This is a genomic window from Serratia sp. CoH_122_TC_1 (assembly GCF_058191755.1).
The window spans coordinates 119464-137562 of record NZ_JBXWLA010000004.1 but is presented as its reverse complement, the minus strand read 5'-3'; the positions used below and the strand labels follow the sequence as shown (position 1 = coordinate 137562).

15 protein-coding genes are annotated in these 18099 nt (G+C 55.4%); 6 read left to right on the top strand and 9 right to left on the bottom strand.

All coding sequences use genetic code 11. The features are described 5' to 3' along the window. Positions 1-50: 50 nt before the first annotated feature. The 4 genes from argF (AC2FC2_RS06740) to argF (AC2FC2_RS06725) form a co-directional block, all read right to left on the bottom strand. Complete coding sequence (argF, locus tag AC2FC2_RS06740; protein ID WP_209634499.1) at positions 51-1055, bottom strand: ornithine carbamoyltransferase; 1005 nt, start codon at positions 1053-1055, stop codon at positions 51-53. An 18-nt stretch (positions 1056-1073) separates the two neighbouring features. Then, positions 1074-1991 (bottom strand): carbamate kinase, encoded by a 918-nt coding sequence (locus AC2FC2_RS06735; protein WP_490659033.1) that lies wholly within the window; start codon positions 1989-1991, stop codon positions 1074-1076. Between the two features lie 17 nt (positions 1992-2008). After that, positions 2009-3229: an arginine deiminase gene (gene arcA / locus AC2FC2_RS06730; RefSeq protein ID WP_490658993.1), complete on the bottom strand. Its 1221-nt coding sequence runs from the start codon at positions 3227-3229 to the stop codon at positions 2009-2011. Positions 3230-3831: 602 nt separating this feature from the next. Next, positions 3832-4851 (bottom strand): ornithine carbamoyltransferase, encoded by a 1020-nt coding sequence (argF, locus tag AC2FC2_RS06725; protein WP_490658992.1) that lies wholly within the window; start codon positions 4849-4851, stop codon positions 3832-3834. Between the two features lie 163 nt (positions 4852-5014). On the opposite strand from argF (AC2FC2_RS06725), the gene rraB reads away from it, so the two are divergent. Both rraB and miaE read left to right on the top strand, forming a co-directional pair. Beyond that, entirely contained in the window at positions 5015-5443 is a 429-nt protein-coding gene (gene rraB, locus AC2FC2_RS06720; RefSeq protein ID WP_209634505.1) for a ribonuclease E inhibitor RraB, read from the top strand. A 55-nt stretch (positions 5444-5498) separates the two neighbouring features. Next, positions 5499-6263 (top strand): tRNA isopentenyl-2-thiomethyl-A-37 hydroxylase MiaE, encoded by a 765-nt coding sequence (miaE, locus tag AC2FC2_RS06715; protein ID WP_209634507.1) that lies wholly within the window; start codon positions 5499-5501, stop codon positions 6261-6263. Between the two features lie 24 nt (positions 6264-6287). Here miaE and AC2FC2_RS06710 read toward each other — a convergent pair whose 3' ends face one another. Continuing rightward, complete coding sequence (locus AC2FC2_RS06710; protein ID WP_209634509.1) at positions 6288-7895, bottom strand: GMC family oxidoreductase; 1608 nt, start codon at positions 7893-7895, stop codon at positions 6288-6290. A 351-nt stretch (positions 7896-8246) separates the two neighbouring features. Between AC2FC2_RS06710 and AC2FC2_RS06705 the strand changes: the two genes are divergently transcribed. Continuing rightward, on the top strand, positions 8247-9251 hold the full coding sequence (locus AC2FC2_RS06705) for an acyltransferase family protein (RefSeq protein WP_209634510.1): 1005 nt from the start codon (positions 8247-8249) through the stop codon (positions 9249-9251). 47 nt (positions 9252-9298) lie between these two features. Here the strand turns inward: AC2FC2_RS06705 and AC2FC2_RS06700 are convergent, their stop codons facing one another. The 4 genes from AC2FC2_RS06700 to pepA form a co-directional block, all read right to left on the bottom strand. After that, entirely contained in the window at positions 9299-9802 is a 504-nt protein-coding gene (locus tag AC2FC2_RS06700; RefSeq protein WP_265556199.1) for a GNAT family N-acetyltransferase, read from the bottom strand. 316 nt (positions 9803-10118) lie between these two features. Continuing rightward, the gene (locus tag AC2FC2_RS06695) at positions 10119-12995 is read right to left on the bottom strand and encodes a valine--tRNA ligase (protein WP_490658991.1); all 2877 of its coding nucleotides are present in this window, start codon (positions 12993-12995) and stop codon (positions 10119-10121) included. A 13-nt stretch (positions 12996-13008) separates the two neighbouring features. Continuing rightward, the gene (locus AC2FC2_RS06690; RefSeq protein ID WP_209635274.1) at positions 13009-13461 is read right to left on the bottom strand and encodes a DNA polymerase III subunit chi; all 453 of its coding nucleotides are present in this window, start codon (positions 13459-13461) and stop codon (positions 13009-13011) included. 194 nt (positions 13462-13655) lie between these two features. Further along, the gene (gene pepA / locus AC2FC2_RS06685; protein ID WP_037424420.1) at positions 13656-15167 is read right to left on the bottom strand and encodes a leucyl aminopeptidase; all 1512 of its coding nucleotides are present in this window, start codon (positions 15165-15167) and stop codon (positions 13656-13658) included. A gap of 280 nt (positions 15168-15447) precedes the next feature. On the opposite strand from pepA, the gene lptF reads away from it, so the two are divergent. From lptF to AC2FC2_RS06670, 3 genes are all read left to right on the top strand, one after another. Further along, positions 15448-16542 carry an LPS export ABC transporter permease LptF gene (lptF, locus tag AC2FC2_RS06680; protein ID WP_209634519.1) on the top strand — a complete coding sequence of 365 codons (1095 nt, stop codon included), beginning with the start codon at positions 15448-15450 and terminating at the stop codon, positions 16540-16542. After that, positions 16542-17612, top strand: a complete 1071-nt coding sequence (gene lptG / locus AC2FC2_RS06675) for an LPS export ABC transporter permease LptG (RefSeq protein WP_209634521.1) — start codon at positions 16542-16544, stop codon at positions 17610-17612. Before lptF ends, lptG begins: the two co-directional genes overlap by 1 nt. A gap of 230 nt (positions 17613-17842) precedes the next feature. Beyond that, complete coding sequence (locus AC2FC2_RS06670) at positions 17843-18010, top strand: hypothetical protein (protein WP_490658990.1); 168 nt, start codon at positions 17843-17845, stop codon at positions 18008-18010. The last annotated feature ends 89 nt before the right edge of the window (positions 18011-18099 follow it).

Below are 18099 nucleotides of genomic sequence, written 5' to 3'. Positions count from 1 at the left end.
ATTCAGAGGGAGAGAGGACGCGGCGGCAGACGATACCGCCGCGTCGTCAATCAGTCGCCGAGGGTGGCGACCATCACGGCCTTGATGGTGTGCATGCGGTTTTCCGCTTCATCGAACACAATGGAGTGGGCCGACTCGAACACGTCATCCGTGACTTCCAGCCCTTTCAGGCCATAGGCGAGTTCAATTTCCTTGCCTACTTTGGTCTGCTCGTTGTGGAAGGCCGGCAGACAGTGCATGAATTTAACCTGCGGGTTACCGGTGGCTTTCAGCACTGCAGCATTGATCTGGTAAGGCTGCATCAGGCTGACACGTTCTGCCCAGGCTTCTTTCGGTTCACCCATTGATACCCACACGTCGGTATAGAGGAAATCGACGCCTTTCACGCCTTCCTCAACTTGGTCGGTTACGGTGATATGCGCACCGGTATCGCGGGCGATGTCTGCGCACTGCGCCAGCAAGGCTTCGTCCGGCCAAAAGGCCTTCGGCGCAACCAGGCGGATATCCATGCCCATTTTTGCTGCGCCCACCATCAGCGAGTTACCCATGTTGTTACGCGCGTCACCGAGGTAGGCGAACGAGATCTGATCGAGGCTTTTGCCTGGCGCATGTTCCAGCATGGTCATCAGGTCTGCCAGGATTTGCGTCGGGTGGAATTCGTCGGTCAGGCCATTCCATACCGGCACCCCGGCAAACTCGGCCAGCTCTTCTACGATAGACTGCCCGAAACCCCGGTACTCGATGCCGTCATACATGCGGCCCAATACCCGAGCGGTGTCTTTCATCGACTCTTTATGGCCAATCTGGGAACCGCTTGGGCCGAGATAGGTCACCTGAGCACCCTGATCGAACGCCGCGACTTCAAATGAACAGCGGGTACGGGTGGAGGTTTTCTCGAAAATTAGCGCGATGTTTTTGCCGCGCAGTTGCTGCTTTTCTACATTGCCGTATTTGGCTTTTTTCAGCGTGAAGGCCAGATCGATCAGGTGTTGGATCTCATCGCTGCTGAAATCCAGCAGTTTCAGGAAATGACGGTGACGTAAGTTAATGCTCATAATCGTGTTCCTCTCTGTTCAAAGCGTTGGCGTAATTAACGTGCCTTTTTCACCGGCCAGGATACGGGTGGCATCCTGTAGCGCGCCGATGCCGGCGATGCCCTGGGCGTAGCGCACAAAATGGCTGGCGGCCGAGATCTTCGGCCCCATCGAACCCGCGTCGAAGGCGATACCGGCCAGATCGTCTGGCGTTGCCTTGTCCAGAGCGCGCTGTTGTGGCGTACCCCAGCCGAGGTACACCGCGTCGGCATCGGTAAGGATCAGCAGCGCATCGGCTTTGATCTGCTCTGCCAGGAACGCGGCGGACAGATCTTTATCGATCACGGCCTCGATACCCTCCAGGTGGCCGTCGCGGCGTAACACCGGAATGCCACCCCCACCGGCGCAGATCACCAGATGCCCCTGCGCAATCAGGGTGTTAATCGCGTCCGCCTCGATGATGTTGAGCGGCTTGGGGGACGGCACGACGCGGCGGAAGTATTGCCCGTCCGGCTTGATCGTCCAGCCTTTCTCCAGGCTCAGCGCCAGTGCACTTTTCTGGTCATAGACCGGCCCGATGTATTTGCTGGGGTTGCCGAACGCACTGTCGTCGGGGTCGACCTCCACTTGGGTTAGCAGGGCGCTGATCTGCTGTGTTGGCAGGCAGTTTTTCAGCGCCTGCAGCAGCAGGTAGCCGATCATGCCCTGGCTTTCCGCCCCGAGTACGTCCAGCGGGTAGGGGGCAACTTGCGGATAGGCGCTATTTTGCAGTGCCAGCAAACCAACCTGCGGGCCGTTGCCGTGCACCAGCACGACATTCCAGCTTTCGGTCAGTGCCGCAATTTGGCGGCTGGCGAGCAGGACGTTACGGCGTTGGATATCCGCTTCAAGCGGTTCTCCGCGGCGCAGCAGGGCGTTCCCACCCAGGGCAATCACCACTGTGGGTTTAGTCATGATGTTTACTCCGTTGGGGGTCAGATGGCGTCGCGTTCCAGCGGGCAGCTCATACAGCGTGCGCCACCGCGGCCACGTCCCAGCTCATCGCCGGGGATCGGCAGGACGGTGATACCGGCTTTGTCGTATTTTTCGTTAGTCCAGGTGTTGCGTTCGTAGCCGACGACCACGCCAGGCCGGATGGTGAGAACGTTGTTGGCGTCATTCCACTGTTCGCGCTCGGCCTCAAAGCTGTCGCCGCCAGTGGTGATGAGCTGCACCTGGCTGATACCCAGTGCGCGTTCAATGGCAGTCAGGAAGTGTTTTTCCTGTTGGCGATGCAAACCCCCTTTGCCGTCAGGCGTTAACGTCCAGCACTGCGCTTCTTTACGCACCACTTCCGGGTAGACCGAGAAGGTATCCAGATTGATGTGAGTCATGACGGTGTCCAGGTGCATGCAGGAACGGTGCTTCGGCAATTCCAGTGCGATGACCCGCTCAGCCTGATGGGATTTGAACAGCGCCTGCGCCAGGAATTCGACCCCTTGCGGCGTAGTACGCTCCGACATGCCGATTAATACGGCACCACGGCCAATGACCAAAACGTCGCCGCCTTCCAGTGTGGCATGATCGTAATTACGTTCCTCATCGCCAAAATAGGTGGTGAAATTGCCGTTGGAAAAATACGGGTGCCATTTATAGATAGCGCGCAGGTTATTTGTTTCACGCTGGCGTGCGGGTTTGGCCATGGGGTTAATCGATACGCCGTTATATATCCAGCATGAGGTATCGCGGGTAAATAAATGATTAGGTAATGGCTTCATAATAAAGTCGGTACCCTGATGGGTATCGACCACCATATTACTGAAACTGGCCGGCACTTCCTCATAGGTCAGGCCACCGGTCATATGTCGCGCCAATTGGCGGTCGGGTAAATCGCCCAGCCAGCCGCGAATATCGGCGGCAAGCGACGGCCCCAGGCGGAAGTCAGAGACCTGCGCCGACAGTAACCACTGCTTGGCTGCGGGAATGCTCATGGTTTCGGTCAGCAGATCGGTCAGCAGTAAGACCTCAACATTCTGTGCACGTAATGTTTGCGCAAATATATCGTGTTCCGCGCCAGCGCGTTCGACGGACAATACGTCGTCGAATAATAACTCCTGACAGTTTGATGGGGTTAATCGCTTTAAACTTAAATTAGGTCGGTGAAGCATAACGCTGCGCAGTTGGCCTATTTCAGAACCTACATAATTCTTATCCATGTCATTTCCTATTATCAGATTTAGGTAACATCGAACAAAACGAAATAAAGAGTTATTTCATTTATTGAGAATTGGGGCCGTTCCGTTGCCGCTGATAATAAACATTGCCTTAGGTTGTTTTGTGATGAATGTCACATTGAGAAGGCGAGGTGAATGAAAAGGATTATCAATTGATTAACGTCATTGTTTTATTGGAAATTTCATTTGCCAAAATGCATTAATACCCATTTGTCGCGTTAATTATCCATGGGGAAGTCAGGGTACCTTAGAGGCGACTTGCTTAATGTGTTGTAATTATTGAATTTTACATATCGTCTGGCGTAGTTATGCATTTTCAGGTTATTAATATTCTGATGGGTGCACATTATTTTGAATTTTTATTCCGGTCGGTAAAAGAGGATGGTTTTTTATTTTGTGATGCGGGTGGCTTCTATTTTATTCCAAGAGAATAAACAAAGCATTAGCGGAGGGCATTGGCTTAATGAGGGCGATATTATGTACGTCAGGTGCATAAAAATCTGCGATACCCCCAGAGAGGGCGGAATAGTTAATCGGTTGGGCGTGGGGTGACGAGAAAGCCACCCCACTGATGAGGGTAATGGTTAAAACGTTTCGCTTAAGGTGGCCACCATCACCGCTTTGATGGTGTGCAGACGGTTCTCGGCCTGATCGAACACCACGCTGTGCGCTGATTCGAAGACTTCATCGGTGACTTCCATGCCGCCGTGCAGCCCGTATTGTTCTGCCATCTGTTTGCCGAGGGTGGTTTGGTCGTCGTGAAATGCCGGCAGGCAGTGCAGGAATTTGACGTGCGGGTTGCCGGTCAGTTTCACCATCGCCATGTTGACCTGATACGGCTTGAGCAGTGCGATACGTTCCTGCCAGGTTTCTTTCGGCTCACCCATCGACACCCATACGTCGGTATAAAGGAAATCCGCGTCTTTAACCCCTTCGGCGATGTCTTCAGTCAGGGTGATCTTGGCACCGGTCTTTTGCGCTAACGCCTGGCACTCTGCCACCAGGTCGGCCTGTGGCCAACAGGCCTTTGGTGCCACCAGGCGCAGATCCATGCCCGCCAATGCTGCAGCTTCCAGCAGGGTATTGCCCATATTGTTGCGGGTATCGCCCAGGTAGGCGAACTTCACCTCATTGAGTGGCTTGCCCGGCAGGTGTTCTTGCACCGTGAGCAGATCCGCCAATAGCTGAGTGGGGTGGAACTCATTGGTCAGCCCGTTCCACACCGGTACGCCGGCATGATTCGCCAGGGTTTCCACCAGGTGCTGACCGTAACCGCGGTATTGAATACCGTCGTACATGCGGCCCAGCACGCGGGCGGTGTCTTTCATCGATTCTTTGTGACCGATCTGGCTGCCGCTGGGGCCGAGATAGGTGACCTGAGCGCCCTGATCGAAAGCGGCAACTTCGAAAGAGCATCGTGTGCGGGTCGAGTCTTTTTCGAAGATGAGCGCGATGTTTTTACCCTGCAAGTGGCGAGTTTCCTTGCCTTGCTTTTTGGCCTGCTTCAAGTCGGCCGACAACTGCAACAGCATCTGCAGTTCCGCCGGGGTGAAATCCATTAACCTCAGGAAGTGACGTTTGTAGAACGGGTTTATGCTACTCATTGCCGTATATCCTTATCGCTTAAATTGAATTTAAATTCACTTTATATGTATGAATATTCAATTTCAACCCCGAGATAGAAATCTTTCACGTTTATCGTGGAAGCAATGCCAGCGGTGTGTGAAAATAGAAGGAATACAGGCCATTTGACTTGAGGATATAGGCATGGCAAACCGCGAACAGCTAGAAGAACAACGTGAAGAGACCCGCCTGATCATCGAAGAACTGCTGGAAGACGGCAGTGATCCAGAGGCGCTCTACACTATCGAACACCACCTTTCTGCTGAAAAGTTTGAAGTGCTGGAGAAAGCCGCTGTCGAAGCCTTCAAACTGGGCTACGAAGTGACCGACGCCGAAGAGCTGGAAGTGGAAGACGGTACCCTGGTGATGTGCTGTGACGTGATCAGCGAAATCGGCCTGAACGCCGAGCTGATCGACACTCAGGTAGAACAACTGGTGGCGCTGGCAGCACGTTGCGGCGTTAACTACGACGGTTGGGGCACCTACTTTGAAGATCCCAACGGCGAAGAAGGCGACGACGACGAAGAAGAAGGTGACTTCATCGACGAAGACGACGACGGTAAACGCCACTAATCAATTCTGCTCTGGGGGCCGGTATGTGCCAGCCCCTCTTTCTTCGTTGAAGCCTATGAAATACCAATCCCTGTTAGCCCCCATTTTACACTTCCTGCATTGCGAAACCCCGGACGCCTGGATTGATGCCGCACGCCGCCCGGAAAACCTGCCGCTGTTGCTGACTGACCATATGGTGTGTGAGCTGAAAGCGGCGCAGACCGGCATGTGGTTGATCCGCCGCTATGTGGCTGACAAGGAGAGCGGCGACGCGCTGTTGGCATTGCTCAGGCCTTATGAGGCGTTTCTGCATGAGGCGCAGGGCGTGCCGGAAGCCTTGTTCCAGCAGAATAACTTCACCCGTAAGATCCTGCCAAAAAACGGATCGGCCTATGGCCAGGATCTGGCGGACAAGATGGTGTTGTTGATCAAAGAAGAGTTACACCACTTCTCACAGGTGTTGGAGATCATGCTGGCGCGGCAGATCCCTTACAAGAAGATCACCGCCAGCCGCTATGCCAAAGGCATGATCCGTGAGATCCGGACTCACGATCCCGCTACGCTGATCGACAAACTGATTTGTGGTGCTTATATCGAAGCGCGTTCCTGCGAGCGTTTTGCCCGGCTGGCACCGCATCTGGACGACGAATTAAACCGCTTCTATGTTTCGCTGCTGCGCTCCGAGGCGCGCCACTATCAGGATTACCTGACGTTGGCCGAGCAAATTGCCGGTGGCGATATCAGTGAACGGGTGGCTCACTTTGGCCGTATTGAAGCCGAGCTGATCCAAACGCCGGACAGCGAGTTCCGTTTCCACAGCGGCGTACCGGCCATCGCCTGATAACCGGGCCGCCGTGATGGGTTTTTATTCCGGTGCGCCCAGCAGTAAATCCACCGCTTTTTCTGCCAACATAATGGTCGGTGCATTGGTATTGCCGCTGGTCACCTGCGGCATTACCGAACAGTCGATCACGCGCAGTCGTTCAAAACCATGCACCCGCAGGTGTAAATCAGTTACCGAATCCTGCGGGGATTGCCCCATGCGGCAGCTGCCCACCGGGTGGTACACCGTTTTGCAGAAGTTGCGCACAAACTCTTCCAACTGCCTTTCGTCGTTCAACCACGCCGGCTGCGGCATCAGCAGATCTTTGATCAGCGGCTTGAGGGCTGCCGTTTGCAGGAAACTCAGGCCAAATTTCACTGCGCGCACGCTGCCGGCCAGGTCTTCCGGGTGCCCGAGGTAGTTGGCATGCAGCTTCACCGGATCGCGCGGGTCGCGGCTGCGTAGCAGAACTTCGCCGCGTGCTTTGGGTTGCAGGTAGCCGACTTTCAGCGTGAAGCCGTGGATATTGGGCAGCGGCTCGCCGGGCACGTCGTCCCAGCTGTCGAGCATCGGCAAAAAGTGGATCTGCACGTCCGGTCGGCCGTCGCCCTGGCTGTCGGTGAAGGCTGCGCCTTCCAGCACGTTGGAGCTCAGGACGCCGCTGCGGAAGGCCAGCCATTCGGTGCCGTGGCGCAACGCTTGCAGGCCGCGATCGGCGCCGTACAGGCTGATGGGGTCGCGGGTACTGACGTTGATCGACATGTGCAGATGATCGTGGAAGTTCTTGCCCACCGGCAGATCCGCGCGCGGTTCGATGCCCAACTGCTGCAGATGTTCGCGTGGCCCAATGCCGGACAGCATCAGGATCTTCGGCGATCCTACTGCGCCAGCGCTGAGGATCACTTCTTTCGTCGCATGCGCGGTGACTTCTGCGCCGCCATTTTGGCTATACACCACCCCGGTGGCGACGTTGTTGTCGAACACCACGCGGTGTACCAGCGCATTGAGCTTCACGACCAAGCGTTGCTCGTTGCGTACCGCTTTCAAGTAGGTACGTGCTGTGCTGGCGCGTTCGCCGTTGTGGGTGGTGGTTTGGTAGAAGCCGACGCCGTGCTGGCTGTCGCCGTTGAAATCGTTGCGATAGGGCAGGTCCAGCTCTTGGCCCGCGCGGATAAACGCCATGCTGAGCGGGTGACGGTAGCGGTTCTCGCTGACCGGCAGCAGCCCTCCGCCCCCGTGATAGGCATCGGACAGGCTTTCGTTGGCCTCGGCGCGTTTAAAGTAGGGCAATACGTCTTGGTACCCCCAGCCAACGCAGCCGTAACGTTCGGCCCATTCGTCATAATCTTGCCGCTGACCGCGGATGTAGATCATGCCGTTGACCGAACTGCTGCCGCCCAACACTTTGCCCTGGGCGATTTGCATACGCCGGTTGTTGGCATGTGGCTCCGGTTCGGTCTCATACGGCCAGCTCTTTTTGGCGATAATCTTCGCGACGCCAGCCGGCATCTTGATGAATAAATTATTGTCGTCGCCACCGGCCTCCAGCAGTAGCACCCGCGCTTGAGTACGGCGGATTAACTGTGCTGCCAGTACGCAGCCGGCAGAACCAGCGCCGACAATGATGTAATCAAAAGCGTTTTCCGACATGACTGCTCCCTGTGCGATTGCGGCATTAGCCTGTTCTGGCAGAGTAGCGCAAGCGGGCGGCAGGTCAATTTGCAATCGTTAATTTGTTAATGAATATCACATAAAATGTTTTTAACATTAATCATCTTACTGATTTTCATGAGTAATAAATAAATTAATTATATTAATGATTTTTTGGTTTATCGGATAACGCGATGCACGTGGGAAAAAATACGCTGTTATAAATATTCGGTGCATTGTTTCTAAACGGAATATTAAATATGAGACTTATCCGATTAGGAAAGAGGATGCCAGCGCAAAAATGCTGCTATATGATGAATCACTCTATGGTTGGATAAGATATTAAGAAATATGGACATTTCGATTAATAAGTCTAATTATTTAAAAGGGATTGCCATCATTTTGATGTTGGTCCATCACCTGTTTGCCTACCCTCTCCGAATTAGCCCGGATATCCCCGTCTATCATATTGTTAACAGCGTCGACATTGAGATGTACCTTGGCCTGTTCGGTAAGATTTGCGTGTCGATGTTCCTGTTTTTATCCGGTTACGGATTCTCGCTTAAAAAAGAAGTCACGTTTAAATATAGTTGGGGAAAGCTGAAAAACTTATATATCAGCTACTGGATAGTGTTTTTTATCTTTGTGCCGATTGGCCTTTTTTTCTTTCCAGGCGAAAGATATTCCCACTCACTGTCGCTGTTTTTCGAAAACCTGATTGGCTTAAAATCCACGTATAACAGCGAGTGGTGGTTCTTCAAACTTTACGTTTTGTACGTACTTTCTTTGCCGCTGTTGTCGCGGCTAAATACCTACCCGTTATTGGGGCTGCTGGTACTGGCGGCGGTGTGCGGCAAGGGGCTGCAATATGTCGCCTGGGCACCGGAGGTGTTAATCGAATATTGTACCTGGCTGTTGCCTTTCGGCTTTGGCATGGTGTTTGGCCGCAGCAAGCAGATGCCGGCGGACTCGTGGCTGGCGAAGCTGATTGTCACCCTGAGCCGCACCCATCCGCTGATCCTGCTGATGGTGACGGTGGCGGTGTTTATCGTTGCCCATAACCCAGGGCTGCTGTTGGTGACGCCGCTGTTTATTATCGCGCTGATGAACACCGCAGACGGCCTGGGCAGCACGGTGAACCGGGTCGTGGGCGAGCTGGGCAAGCATTCGATGTACATGTGGCTGACCCACAGCTTCTACTGCTATTACTTCGCCCAAAAGCTGATTTTTGCGCCGCGCTATACGCCGCTGATTTTGCTGTTGTTGATTGTGGTGTCGTACCTGACGAGTGTGGTACTCAGCCGTATTGAAGTGGCAGTGAAGGGCAGGAAGACGGAGAGGGTGGGAGCCCAGTAGGGGCGCTGCATGCTGCGCCCGTGATTACCACGGGCGCAGAAGCAAGACTATAGCGTCTTCAGCATGGTGACTTCGCAGTCGACGTGACCGGTGGTGCCCATGGCGTGGTCAATGTGCTCAAAGCCCAGATGCTCGTACAGGCCAATGGCCTGCGTCAGGCTGGCGGTGGTTTCTAAATAACAACAGCGGAAGCCCTGTTGACGGGCGAACTCCAGTGCTTGCAGCGCCAGGCGTTTTGCCAGGCCCTGGCCGCGTAACAGCGGCAGGAAATACATTTTCTGTAATTCGCAAATATCGTCTTCACCGCCTTGCAGTGGCGCAACACCGCCGCCGCCGGCAATCCGGCCATCGACTTCTATCACCCAATACGCGCTGCGTGGCAGGCTGTAGAGCTGATATAAGACGTCCAGATTGGGATCGGAAACGGTATAGCCTTTGTCCGCTGTCAGACCGTGCTCGGCGGAGACTTCGCGAATGACATTAGCAATAGCGGCATTGTCGTCAGCCGTTATTGGGCGCACCAGAAGACGTACTGGGGTTGCTGTTGTCATGTTTACACTCGCCATTAAAGGGAACCACATTCGTTTTTATCGCAACACAAAACGCGCTGGGGTTATTTTCCAGCGGCGTCCATGCAGCATTAATATACCCGTCATCTTTCAAGTTGCAGCGTTGTTACCTGCACTCGCTCACCCCAGTTACTTACTCGAGTAAGCGCCTGGGGATGAGCGAGCTGGGCGCCTAGCTGCAACTTGAAAGCTATAGGGTAAAACTTGTAATAACATCTTAAGCGGGCCGGATGCAACGGCGATAAAAAAACAGCGGGGAAATCCCCGCTGTTTTCAGCTGTTGCAGCGAACCGACAGATTACAGCGCGGCGATAGTCGCCTGCTGTTCCTGCAGCTTCACTTTGCCTTCTTTGCAGGCGGCCAGACGTTCGCGTTCTTTGGCGACGACGGCTTCTGGCGCACGTGCCACAAAGCCTTCATTAGACAGCTTGCCTTCGATTGACGCGATTTCTGCATCCAGCTTGCCCATCTCTTTCGACAGACGCGCAATCTCGGCGTCTTTATCGATAAAGCCCGCCATTGGAATCAACAGCTCGGCACCGTCAACCAGCTTGGTGACGGATAACGGACCTTTGTCACCGGCAGGCAGCAGAGTGATAGACGACAGACGCGCCAGGCGCTCGATAAAGCTCTGGTTTTCCTGCACGCGGCGCTGCGCGTCGGCGCTGCAGTTGCGCAGCAGCACGTCCAGCATTTTACTCGGCGCAATGTTCATCTCGGCACGGATATTACGTACCGCGGTGATCGCCTGCTTGATCCACTCCAGGTCGTTCAACGCCTGTGCGTCTTCCAACGCGGCGTCGTACTCTGGGAAGGGTTGCAGCATGATGGTGTCTGCTGTTTCGCCAGTCAGGGTCTTCACGCGCTGCCAGATGGTTTCGGTAATGAACGGGATCACCGGGTGTGCCAGGCGCAACAGGGCTTCCAGCACGGTGATCAGCGTGTGGCGGGTGCCACGTTGTTCCGCTTCGCTGCCGTTGCTGACAACCGGTTTGGTCAGCTCCAGGTACCAGTCACAGAACTGGTTCCAGGTGAATTCGTACAGGATGTTGGCGGCCAGATCGAAGCGGTAAGTGTCCAGCGCTTCGCGGTATGCCTTCACCGTGCGGTTGAATTCGGCCAGGATCCAGCGGTCCGCCAGCGACAGCACTTTCTCGCCACCGTTGAAACCACAGTCTTGGCCTTCTGCGTTCATCAGCACAAAGCGGCTGGCGTTCCACAGCTTGTTACAGAAGTTGCGGTAGCCTTCCAGGCGCTTCATGTCCCAGTTAATGTCACGGCCGGTTGAAGCCAGTGCCGCCAGGGTGAAGCGCAGGGCGTCAGTGCCGTGCGGTTCGATCCCGTTCGGGAACTGTTTTTCAGTGCGCTTACGGATTTTTTCCGCCAGCTGCGGCTGCATCATGTTACCGGTACGTTTTTCCAGCAGGTCTTCCAGCGAGATACCGTCAACCATGTCCAGCGGGTCGATCACGTTACCTTTCGACTTGGACATTTTCTGCCCTTCGTCGTCGCGGATCAGGCCGGTCATGTAGACCGTCTTGAACGGAACCTGCGGCTTGCCGTTTTCGTCCTTCATGAAGTGCATGGTCAGCATGATCATGCGCGCAATCCAGAAGAAGATGATGTCGAAGCCGCTGACCATCACGCTGGTTGGGTGGAAGGTTTTCAGCGCGTCGGTTTGCTCTGGCCAGCCCAGGGTGGAGAAGGTCCACAGGCCGGAAGAGAACCAGGTGTCCAGCACGTCTTCGTCCTGGTTCAGCACCACGTCAGGGCCCAGGTTGTTCTCGCTGCGCACTTCTTCTTCGCTGCGGCCAACGTAGACTTTGCCGTTCACGTCGTACCAGGCCGGGATACGGTGACCCCACCACAGCTGACGAGAGATACACCAGTCCTGAATGTCGCGCATCCAGCTGAAGTACATGTTTTCGTATTGCTTAGGCACGAACTGGATCTCGCCTTGCTCAACCGCTTCAACCGCGACTTTGGCCAGCGGTGCGGTACGCACGTACCATTGGTCGGTCAGCATGGGTTCGATCACCACGCCGCCGCGGTCGCCGTAAGGCACCGTCAGGTCGTGCGGTTTGATCTCATCGAGTAAACCAAGCTCTTCAAAGGCGGCTACCACGGCTTTACGCGCAGCGAATCGCTCCAGGCCACGGAACTGGGCCGGGATTTCGTTGCAGTAATCGGTGCAGATTTCGCCGAGGGTATTAAACACTTCTGCTTCCTGACGGATATCGCCGTCGAAAGTCAGGATGTTGATCATTGTCAGGCCGTGACGCTTACCGACTTCATAGTCGTTAAAGTCATGCGCCGGGGTGATCTTCACGCAGCCGGTGCCTTTTTCCATGTCGGCATGTTCGTCACCGACGATGCGGATGCGGCGACCAACCAGCGGCAGAATAACCTCTTTGCCGATCAAATCTTTGTAACGCGGATCTTCCGGGTTTACGGCCACGCCGGTATCACCGAGCACGGTTTCCGGACGGGTGGTGGCGACCACCAGGTAATCTTTACCTTCGGCGGTTTTGGCGCCGTCGGCCAGCGGGTAGCGCAGGTGCCACATGGAGCCTTTGGATTCGCGGTTTTCCACTTCCAGATCGGAGATGGCGGTGCGCAGTTTCGGATCCCAGTTCACCAGGCGTTTGCCACGGTAGATCAGATCTTCTTTGTGCAGGCGAACAAACACTTCGCGAACGGCGTTGGACAAGCCTTCATCCATGGTGAAGCGCTCGCGCTCCCAGTCCACGGAGTTGCCCAGACGACGCATCTGACGGGTGATGGTGCCACCGGATTCTGCTTTCCACTGCCAGATTTTGTCGATGAACGCGTCGCGGCCATAGTCATGGCGAGTTTTGTTTTCTTCTGCGGCGATCTTGCGCTCAACCACCATCTGGGTGGCAATACCGGCATGGTCGGTACCTGCCTGCCACAGGGTGTTTTTACCCTGCATGCGCTGGTAGCGGATCATGGTGTCCATGATGGTCTGCTGGAATGCGTGGCCCATGTGCAGGCTGCCGGTGACGTTCGGCGGCGGGATCATGATGCAGAAGCTTTCCTGGCTGGTATCACCATTTGGCTTGAAGTAACCCTGGTTTTCCCAGTGATCGTACAGCTTCTGTTCGATCTCTTTCGGGTCGTATGCGGTATCGAGATGACTGTTTGTCTTTTCCATTTTATATCGTTGTTCAGTGAGTTGGCGGCGTGGCCGTGGTCAAATGGAAGCCGACGCTGCGATAAGCTTTATATCGGTCGCGCGCCAACTGTTTCAGGGTGTCTTCGTAAGGGACGAAGTCTACCACTTCATGGAAAGCAGTAGCAAAATCTGCAAACTGCGGCAGCAGGGCGATCAGCAGATCGCGCGGCGAGTTACCGCGTTTACCGGGCCAGCATAGCTCGACCGGCGCACCGTAGTGCGGGCCTTCACCGGCCAGATTGTGTGGCACAAACTGGTGCGGATCGCGCTGCCACAGCGCTTCGTCCAACCGTTGGGCTTGTTCCTGGCTTTCGCAGGCGATCAACACCCGCTTGCCGGAGCGCCAACGTTCAGCGGCAACGGCGCAGGCCACGGCCTCATGCGCGCTGAGCGCACCTGCGGGTTCCGCGTGTTCGAGTAAATAAAACGTCGCCTGCTTGCTCATGAGTTCATTGCCGTTAGAAAAAATTAGGGGCGCAACTTGTGCGCCCTTCGCTTTGTTACCGTGATTATATACCCAATAGGTTTCAAGTTGCAGCCAGGCGGCAAGTTCGTTCATCCCCAGGAACTGACATACAGTCAGTGACTGGGGGAACAAACGCAGCCAACAACGCTGCGGCTTGAAAGATGAAGGGTATTTTAATCGTCGCCGTTCAGGCCTGCACGGTTGAGTAAGAACTGTGACAGCAGCGCGACCGGACGACCGGTGGCCCCTTTGGCCTTGCCGGAACGCCATGCGGTGCCGGCGATATCCAGGTGCGCCCAGCTGTACTTGCGGGTAAAGCGCGATAGGAAGCAGGCTGCGGTGATAGCCCCGCCCGGACGGCCACCAATGTTCGCCATATCGGCAAAGTTGGAGTCCAGTTGCTCGTAGTACTCGTCGGACATCGGCAAGCGCCACGCGCGGTCGCCGGCCTGTTCGGACGCGCCGATCAGTTCGTGTGCCAGCGGGTTGTGGTTCGACATCAAGCCCGTGATGTGGTGGCCCAGCGCGATCACGCAGGCACCGGTCAGGGTGGCAACGTCAATCACCAACTCTGGATCGAAACGCTCGACGTAGGTCAGGGTGTCGCACAGCACCAGGCGGCCTTCGGCGTCGGTGTTCAGCACCTCGACGGTCTGGCCGGACATGGTGGTCAGCACGTCGCCCGGACGATAAGCGCTGCCGCCCGGCATGTTTTCACAGCCGGCCAACACGCCGATCACGTTCAGCGGCAGGTTCAGTTCCGCCACCACACGCATCACGCCGTATACGGTGGCTGCGCCACACATGTCGTACTTCATCTCGTCCATGCCATCGGCAGGTTTGATCGAGATGCCGCCGGCATCGAAGGTCAACCCTTTGCCCACCAGCACGATCGGCTTAGCGTCCGGGTTCGGATTGCCCTTATATTCCATCACCGACATCAATGACTCGTTGCGCGAACCTGCGCCAACCGCCAGATAGGCGTTCATCCCCAGCTCTTTCATCTGCTGTTCGCCGATGACGCGGGTGGTGATGTTGGTGCTGAACGCGTCCGCCAGTTGGCGAGCCTGCGAAGCCAGATAGCCGGCGTTACAGATGTTCGGCGGCATATTGCCGAGATCTTTCGCGGCTTTGATGCCGGAAGACACCGCCAGACCGTGCTGGATCGCACGTTCACCGCTGGTGAGTTCACGACGGGTCGGCACGTTGAACACCATTTTACGCAGTGGACGACGTGGCTCCACTTTGTTGCTTTTCAGCTGATCGAAGGTGTAGAGCGTTTCTTTAGCGGTTTCTACCGCCTGACGCACCTTCCAGTAAGTGTTACGGCCTTTCACGTGCAGCTCGGTCAGGAAGCAGACCGCTTCCATGGAGCCGGTATCGTTAAGGGTATTGATGGTTTTTTGAATCACCTGTTTGTATTGGCGTTCATCGAGCTCGCGCTCTTTGCCACAGCCAATTAATAGGATGCGTTCGGAGAGAATGTTAGGTACATGGTGCAGCAGTAACGTCTGCCCGACTTTACCTTCCAGTTCGCCACGGCGCAGCAAAGCGCTGATATAACCATCACTGATTTTGTCGAGTTGTTCTGCGATAGGGGACAAGCGGCGCGGTTCGAAAACGCCGACTACAATACAGGCACTGCGCTGTTTTTCCGGGCTACCGCTTTTTACACTGAACTCCATGCACTCTCCTGAATCTTAAAGACAAAGGCGGACGCTACGGCTAGAATGACGCACTCCGTAACGATCTCCGGCCATCGAGTTAACTAACTATGTTAACCTGAACGGCGTAAATTGCTCTGTTTTGGCGACTATAAGTAAGTTCCTATAGGACACCCAAATGCTAGATGTTGTAATACTATTTTAGCTGTGTCTGTTGCCATATGATGAGAATAAATGGCGGATTAGCGATGAAACTATCGATTTTCCTGCAAAAAGACAAGTTTTCACAGGCGTAATAAGCGTGATCATCATAAGATATCTGGTACGGGAAACGCTAAAGAGCCAAATCGCAATCTTGTTCATCCTGCTTCTGATCTTCTTTTGTCAGAACTTGGTCAGGGTGTTAGGCGATGCGGTGGACGGCGATGTCCCGACAAATTTAGTTCTTTCTTTGCTCGCATTGGGTGTGCCGAAGATGGCGCAGCTAATCCTGCCATTAAGCCTGTTTCTTGGCTTATTGATGACGCTTGGGCGGCTGTATACCGATAGCGAAATCACCGTGATGCATGCCTGCGGGCTGGGTAAACGTACCCTGATCATCGCGGCAATGGTGCTGGCACTCTTCACCTCCGTGATTGCGGCGGCCAACGTGTTCTGGGTTGGGCCCTGGGCCTCGCGCTATCAGGACGTGGTGGTGTCCGAAGCCAAAGCTAACCCGAGCATTGCCGGGCTGGCAGAAGGGCAGTTCAAGACGTCGCAAGACGGTAACGCGGTGCTGTTTATCGGCAACGTTAAAGGCAGCACCTTCAACAATGTGTTCCTGGCGCAACTGCGGCCGAACGGCAACCAACGCCCATCCGTGGTGGTGGCTGAACACGGCCAGATCAACCAGTTGAAGGACGGTTCGCAGGTGGTGACGCTGGATAAAGGCACCCGCTTTGAAGGCACCGCGATGCTGCGTGACTTCCGCATTACCGATTTCAACGACTATAAGGCGGTGGTAGGCCACCGTGCGGTCGCCGTGGACGGTAACCAGGCCGAGCAGATGTCGATGAAGACGCTGCTGGAGTCTGACGATCCCGACGCACGCGCCGAGTTCCATTGGCGCCTGACGCTGGTGGTGTCTGTGGTGCTGATGGCCTTGCTGGTCGTGCCGCTCAGCGTGGTGAACCCACGACAGGGCCGCGTGCTGAGCATGCTGCCGGCGATCCTGCTGTATTTGATATTCTTCCTGCTGCAGACCTCGCTGCGTTCTAACGCCGGTAAAGGCAAGCTGGACCCGATGCTGTGGCTTTGGCTGGTCAACGCCGTGTACTTTGCGATCGCGCTGGCGCTGAACCTGTGGGATACCGTGCCGATGCGTAAGCTGCGTGCACGCCTGAGAGGAGCGGCCTGATGTTTGGTGTTTTAGACCGGTATATCGGTAAGACGATTTTCAACACCATCATCATGACGCTGTTCATGCTGGTGTCGCTTTCCGGCATCATCAAGTTTGTCGATCAGCTGCGCAGAGTGGGCCAGGGTGACTATACGGCGCTGGGCGCCGGGATGTTTACCCTGCTGAGCGTGCCGAAGGACATCGAGATCTTCTTCCCGATGGCGGCCTTGCTGGGCGCACTGCTTGGGCTGGGGCAACTGGCGACGCGCAGTGAACTGGTGGTGATGCAGGCGTCTGGTTTTACCCGCATGCAGATCGCCGGTTCGGTGATGAAAACCGCGATCCCCCTGGTGCTGTTGACCATGGCGATTGGCGAGTGGGTTGCCCCGCAGGGCGACCAGATGGCGCGTAACTACCGTGCGCAGCAGATGTACGGCGGTTCACTGCTTTCCACCAAGAGCGGCCTGTGGGCGAAGGACGGCAACGACTTTATCTACATTGAACGCGTAGCGGGCGAGAAAGAGCTTTCTGGCGTGAACATCTACCACTTCAACGACCAGCGCAGGCTGGAGACGGTGCGCTATGCCGCCACCGCCAGTTTTGAAGACGGCGTGTGGAAGCTTTCGCAGGTGGATACGTCCGACCTGACCAACGAAAAACAGGTTACCGGCACCCAAACGCTGACCGGCGAATGGAAAACCAACCTGACCCCGGACAAACTGGGCGTTGTGGCGCTGGACCCAACATCGCTTTCTATCAGTGGCCTGCACAACTATGTGAAGTACCTGAAACAGAGCGGCCAGGAAGCCAACCGCTACCAGTTGAACATGTGGAGCAAGGTGTTCTCGCCACTTTCCGTTGCGGTGATGATGCTAATGGCACTGTCGTTCATCTTCGGGCCGCTGCGCAGCGTACCGATGGGCGTACGCGTGGTGACCGGTATCAGCTTCGGCTTCTTGTTCTACGTGCTGGACCAGATATTTGGCCCGTTGAGCCTGGTGTACAACATGCCGCCGGTACTGGGCGCGTTGCTGCCAAGCATGCTGTTCTTGTTGATCAGCGTGTATATGCTGCTAAAACGCAAGTAGCGGCATTACGGGCTGTTTAAGAAGGCGTAGCCATTGGGGTGCGCCTTTTTTGTTTCTGGGGCCCAGCAGCACGCTACTGCTGATATGACTACGTACGGGCGCACGTTATCGCCGATGTCATCCGCAGGGGCGCTGCATGCCGCGCCCGTGCTGTTTACCACAGGTATCGCCGATATTATTCGTAGGGGCGCTACATGCCGCGCCCGTGCTGTTTACCGCAGGTATCGCCGATGTCATTCGTAGGGGCGCTGCATGCTGCGCCCGTGCTGTTACCGCAGGTATCGCCAATGTCATTTGTAGGGGCGCTGCACGCTGCGCCCGCGCTGTTTGCCGCAGGTATCGCCGATATTATTCGTAGAGACACTGCTTATTTCGCCCACAAAACGGGCTTAATATAAGCATGTCGGCGTTTTTTTCAGCACTTAACTCATTGAACAACGGATAAGTGTTGCGTGCGGATCGCTGAAAGGTATAATGCACACGTTTT

Excerpts from the sequence above, each read along its gene's own strand:
- AC2FC2_RS06710 (WP_209634509.1), bottom strand. The coding sequence starts at position 7,895 with ATGTCGGAAAACGCTTTTGATTACATCATTGTCGGCGCTGGTTCTGCC.
- rraB (WP_209634505.1), top strand. The coding sequence starts at position 5,015 with ATGGCAAACCGCGAACAGCTAGAAGAACAACGTGAAGAGACCCGCCTG.
- argF (WP_490658992.1), bottom strand. The coding sequence starts at position 4,851 with ATGAGTAGCATAAACCCGTTCTACAAACGTCACTTCCTGAGGTTAATG.
- argF (WP_209634499.1), bottom strand. The coding sequence starts at position 1,055 with ATGAGCATTAACTTACGTCACCGTCATTTCCTGAAACTGCTGGATTTC.
- AC2FC2_RS06700 (WP_265556199.1), bottom strand. The coding sequence starts at position 9,802 with ATGACAACAGCAACCCCAGTACGTCTTCTGGTGCGCCCAATAACGGCT.
- AC2FC2_RS06705 (WP_209634510.1), top strand. The coding sequence starts at position 8,247 with ATGGACATTTCGATTAATAAGTCTAATTATTTAAAAGGGATTGCCATC.
- AC2FC2_RS06695 (WP_490658991.1), bottom strand. The coding sequence starts at position 12,995 with ATGGAAAAGACAAACAGTCATCTCGATACCGCATACGACCCGAAAGAG.
- arcA (WP_490658993.1), bottom strand. The coding sequence starts at position 3,229 with ATGGATAAGAATTATGTAGGTTCTGAAATAGGCCAACTGCGCAGCGTT.
- AC2FC2_RS06690 (WP_209635274.1), bottom strand. The coding sequence starts at position 13,461 with ATGAGCAAGCAGGCGACGTTTTATTTACTCGAACACGCGGAACCCGCA.
- miaE (WP_209634507.1), top strand. The coding sequence starts at position 5,499 with ATGAAATACCAATCCCTGTTAGCCCCCATTTTACACTTCCTGCATTGC.
- pepA (WP_037424420.1), bottom strand. The coding sequence starts at position 15,167 with ATGGAGTTCAGTGTAAAAAGCGGTAGCCCGGAAAAACAGCGCAGTGCC.
- AC2FC2_RS06670 (WP_490658990.1), top strand. The coding sequence starts at position 17,843 with ATGTCATTCGTAGGGGCGCTGCATGCTGCGCCCGTGCTGTTACCGCAG.
- lptG (WP_209634521.1), top strand. The coding sequence starts at position 16,542 with ATGTTTGGTGTTTTAGACCGGTATATCGGTAAGACGATTTTCAACACC.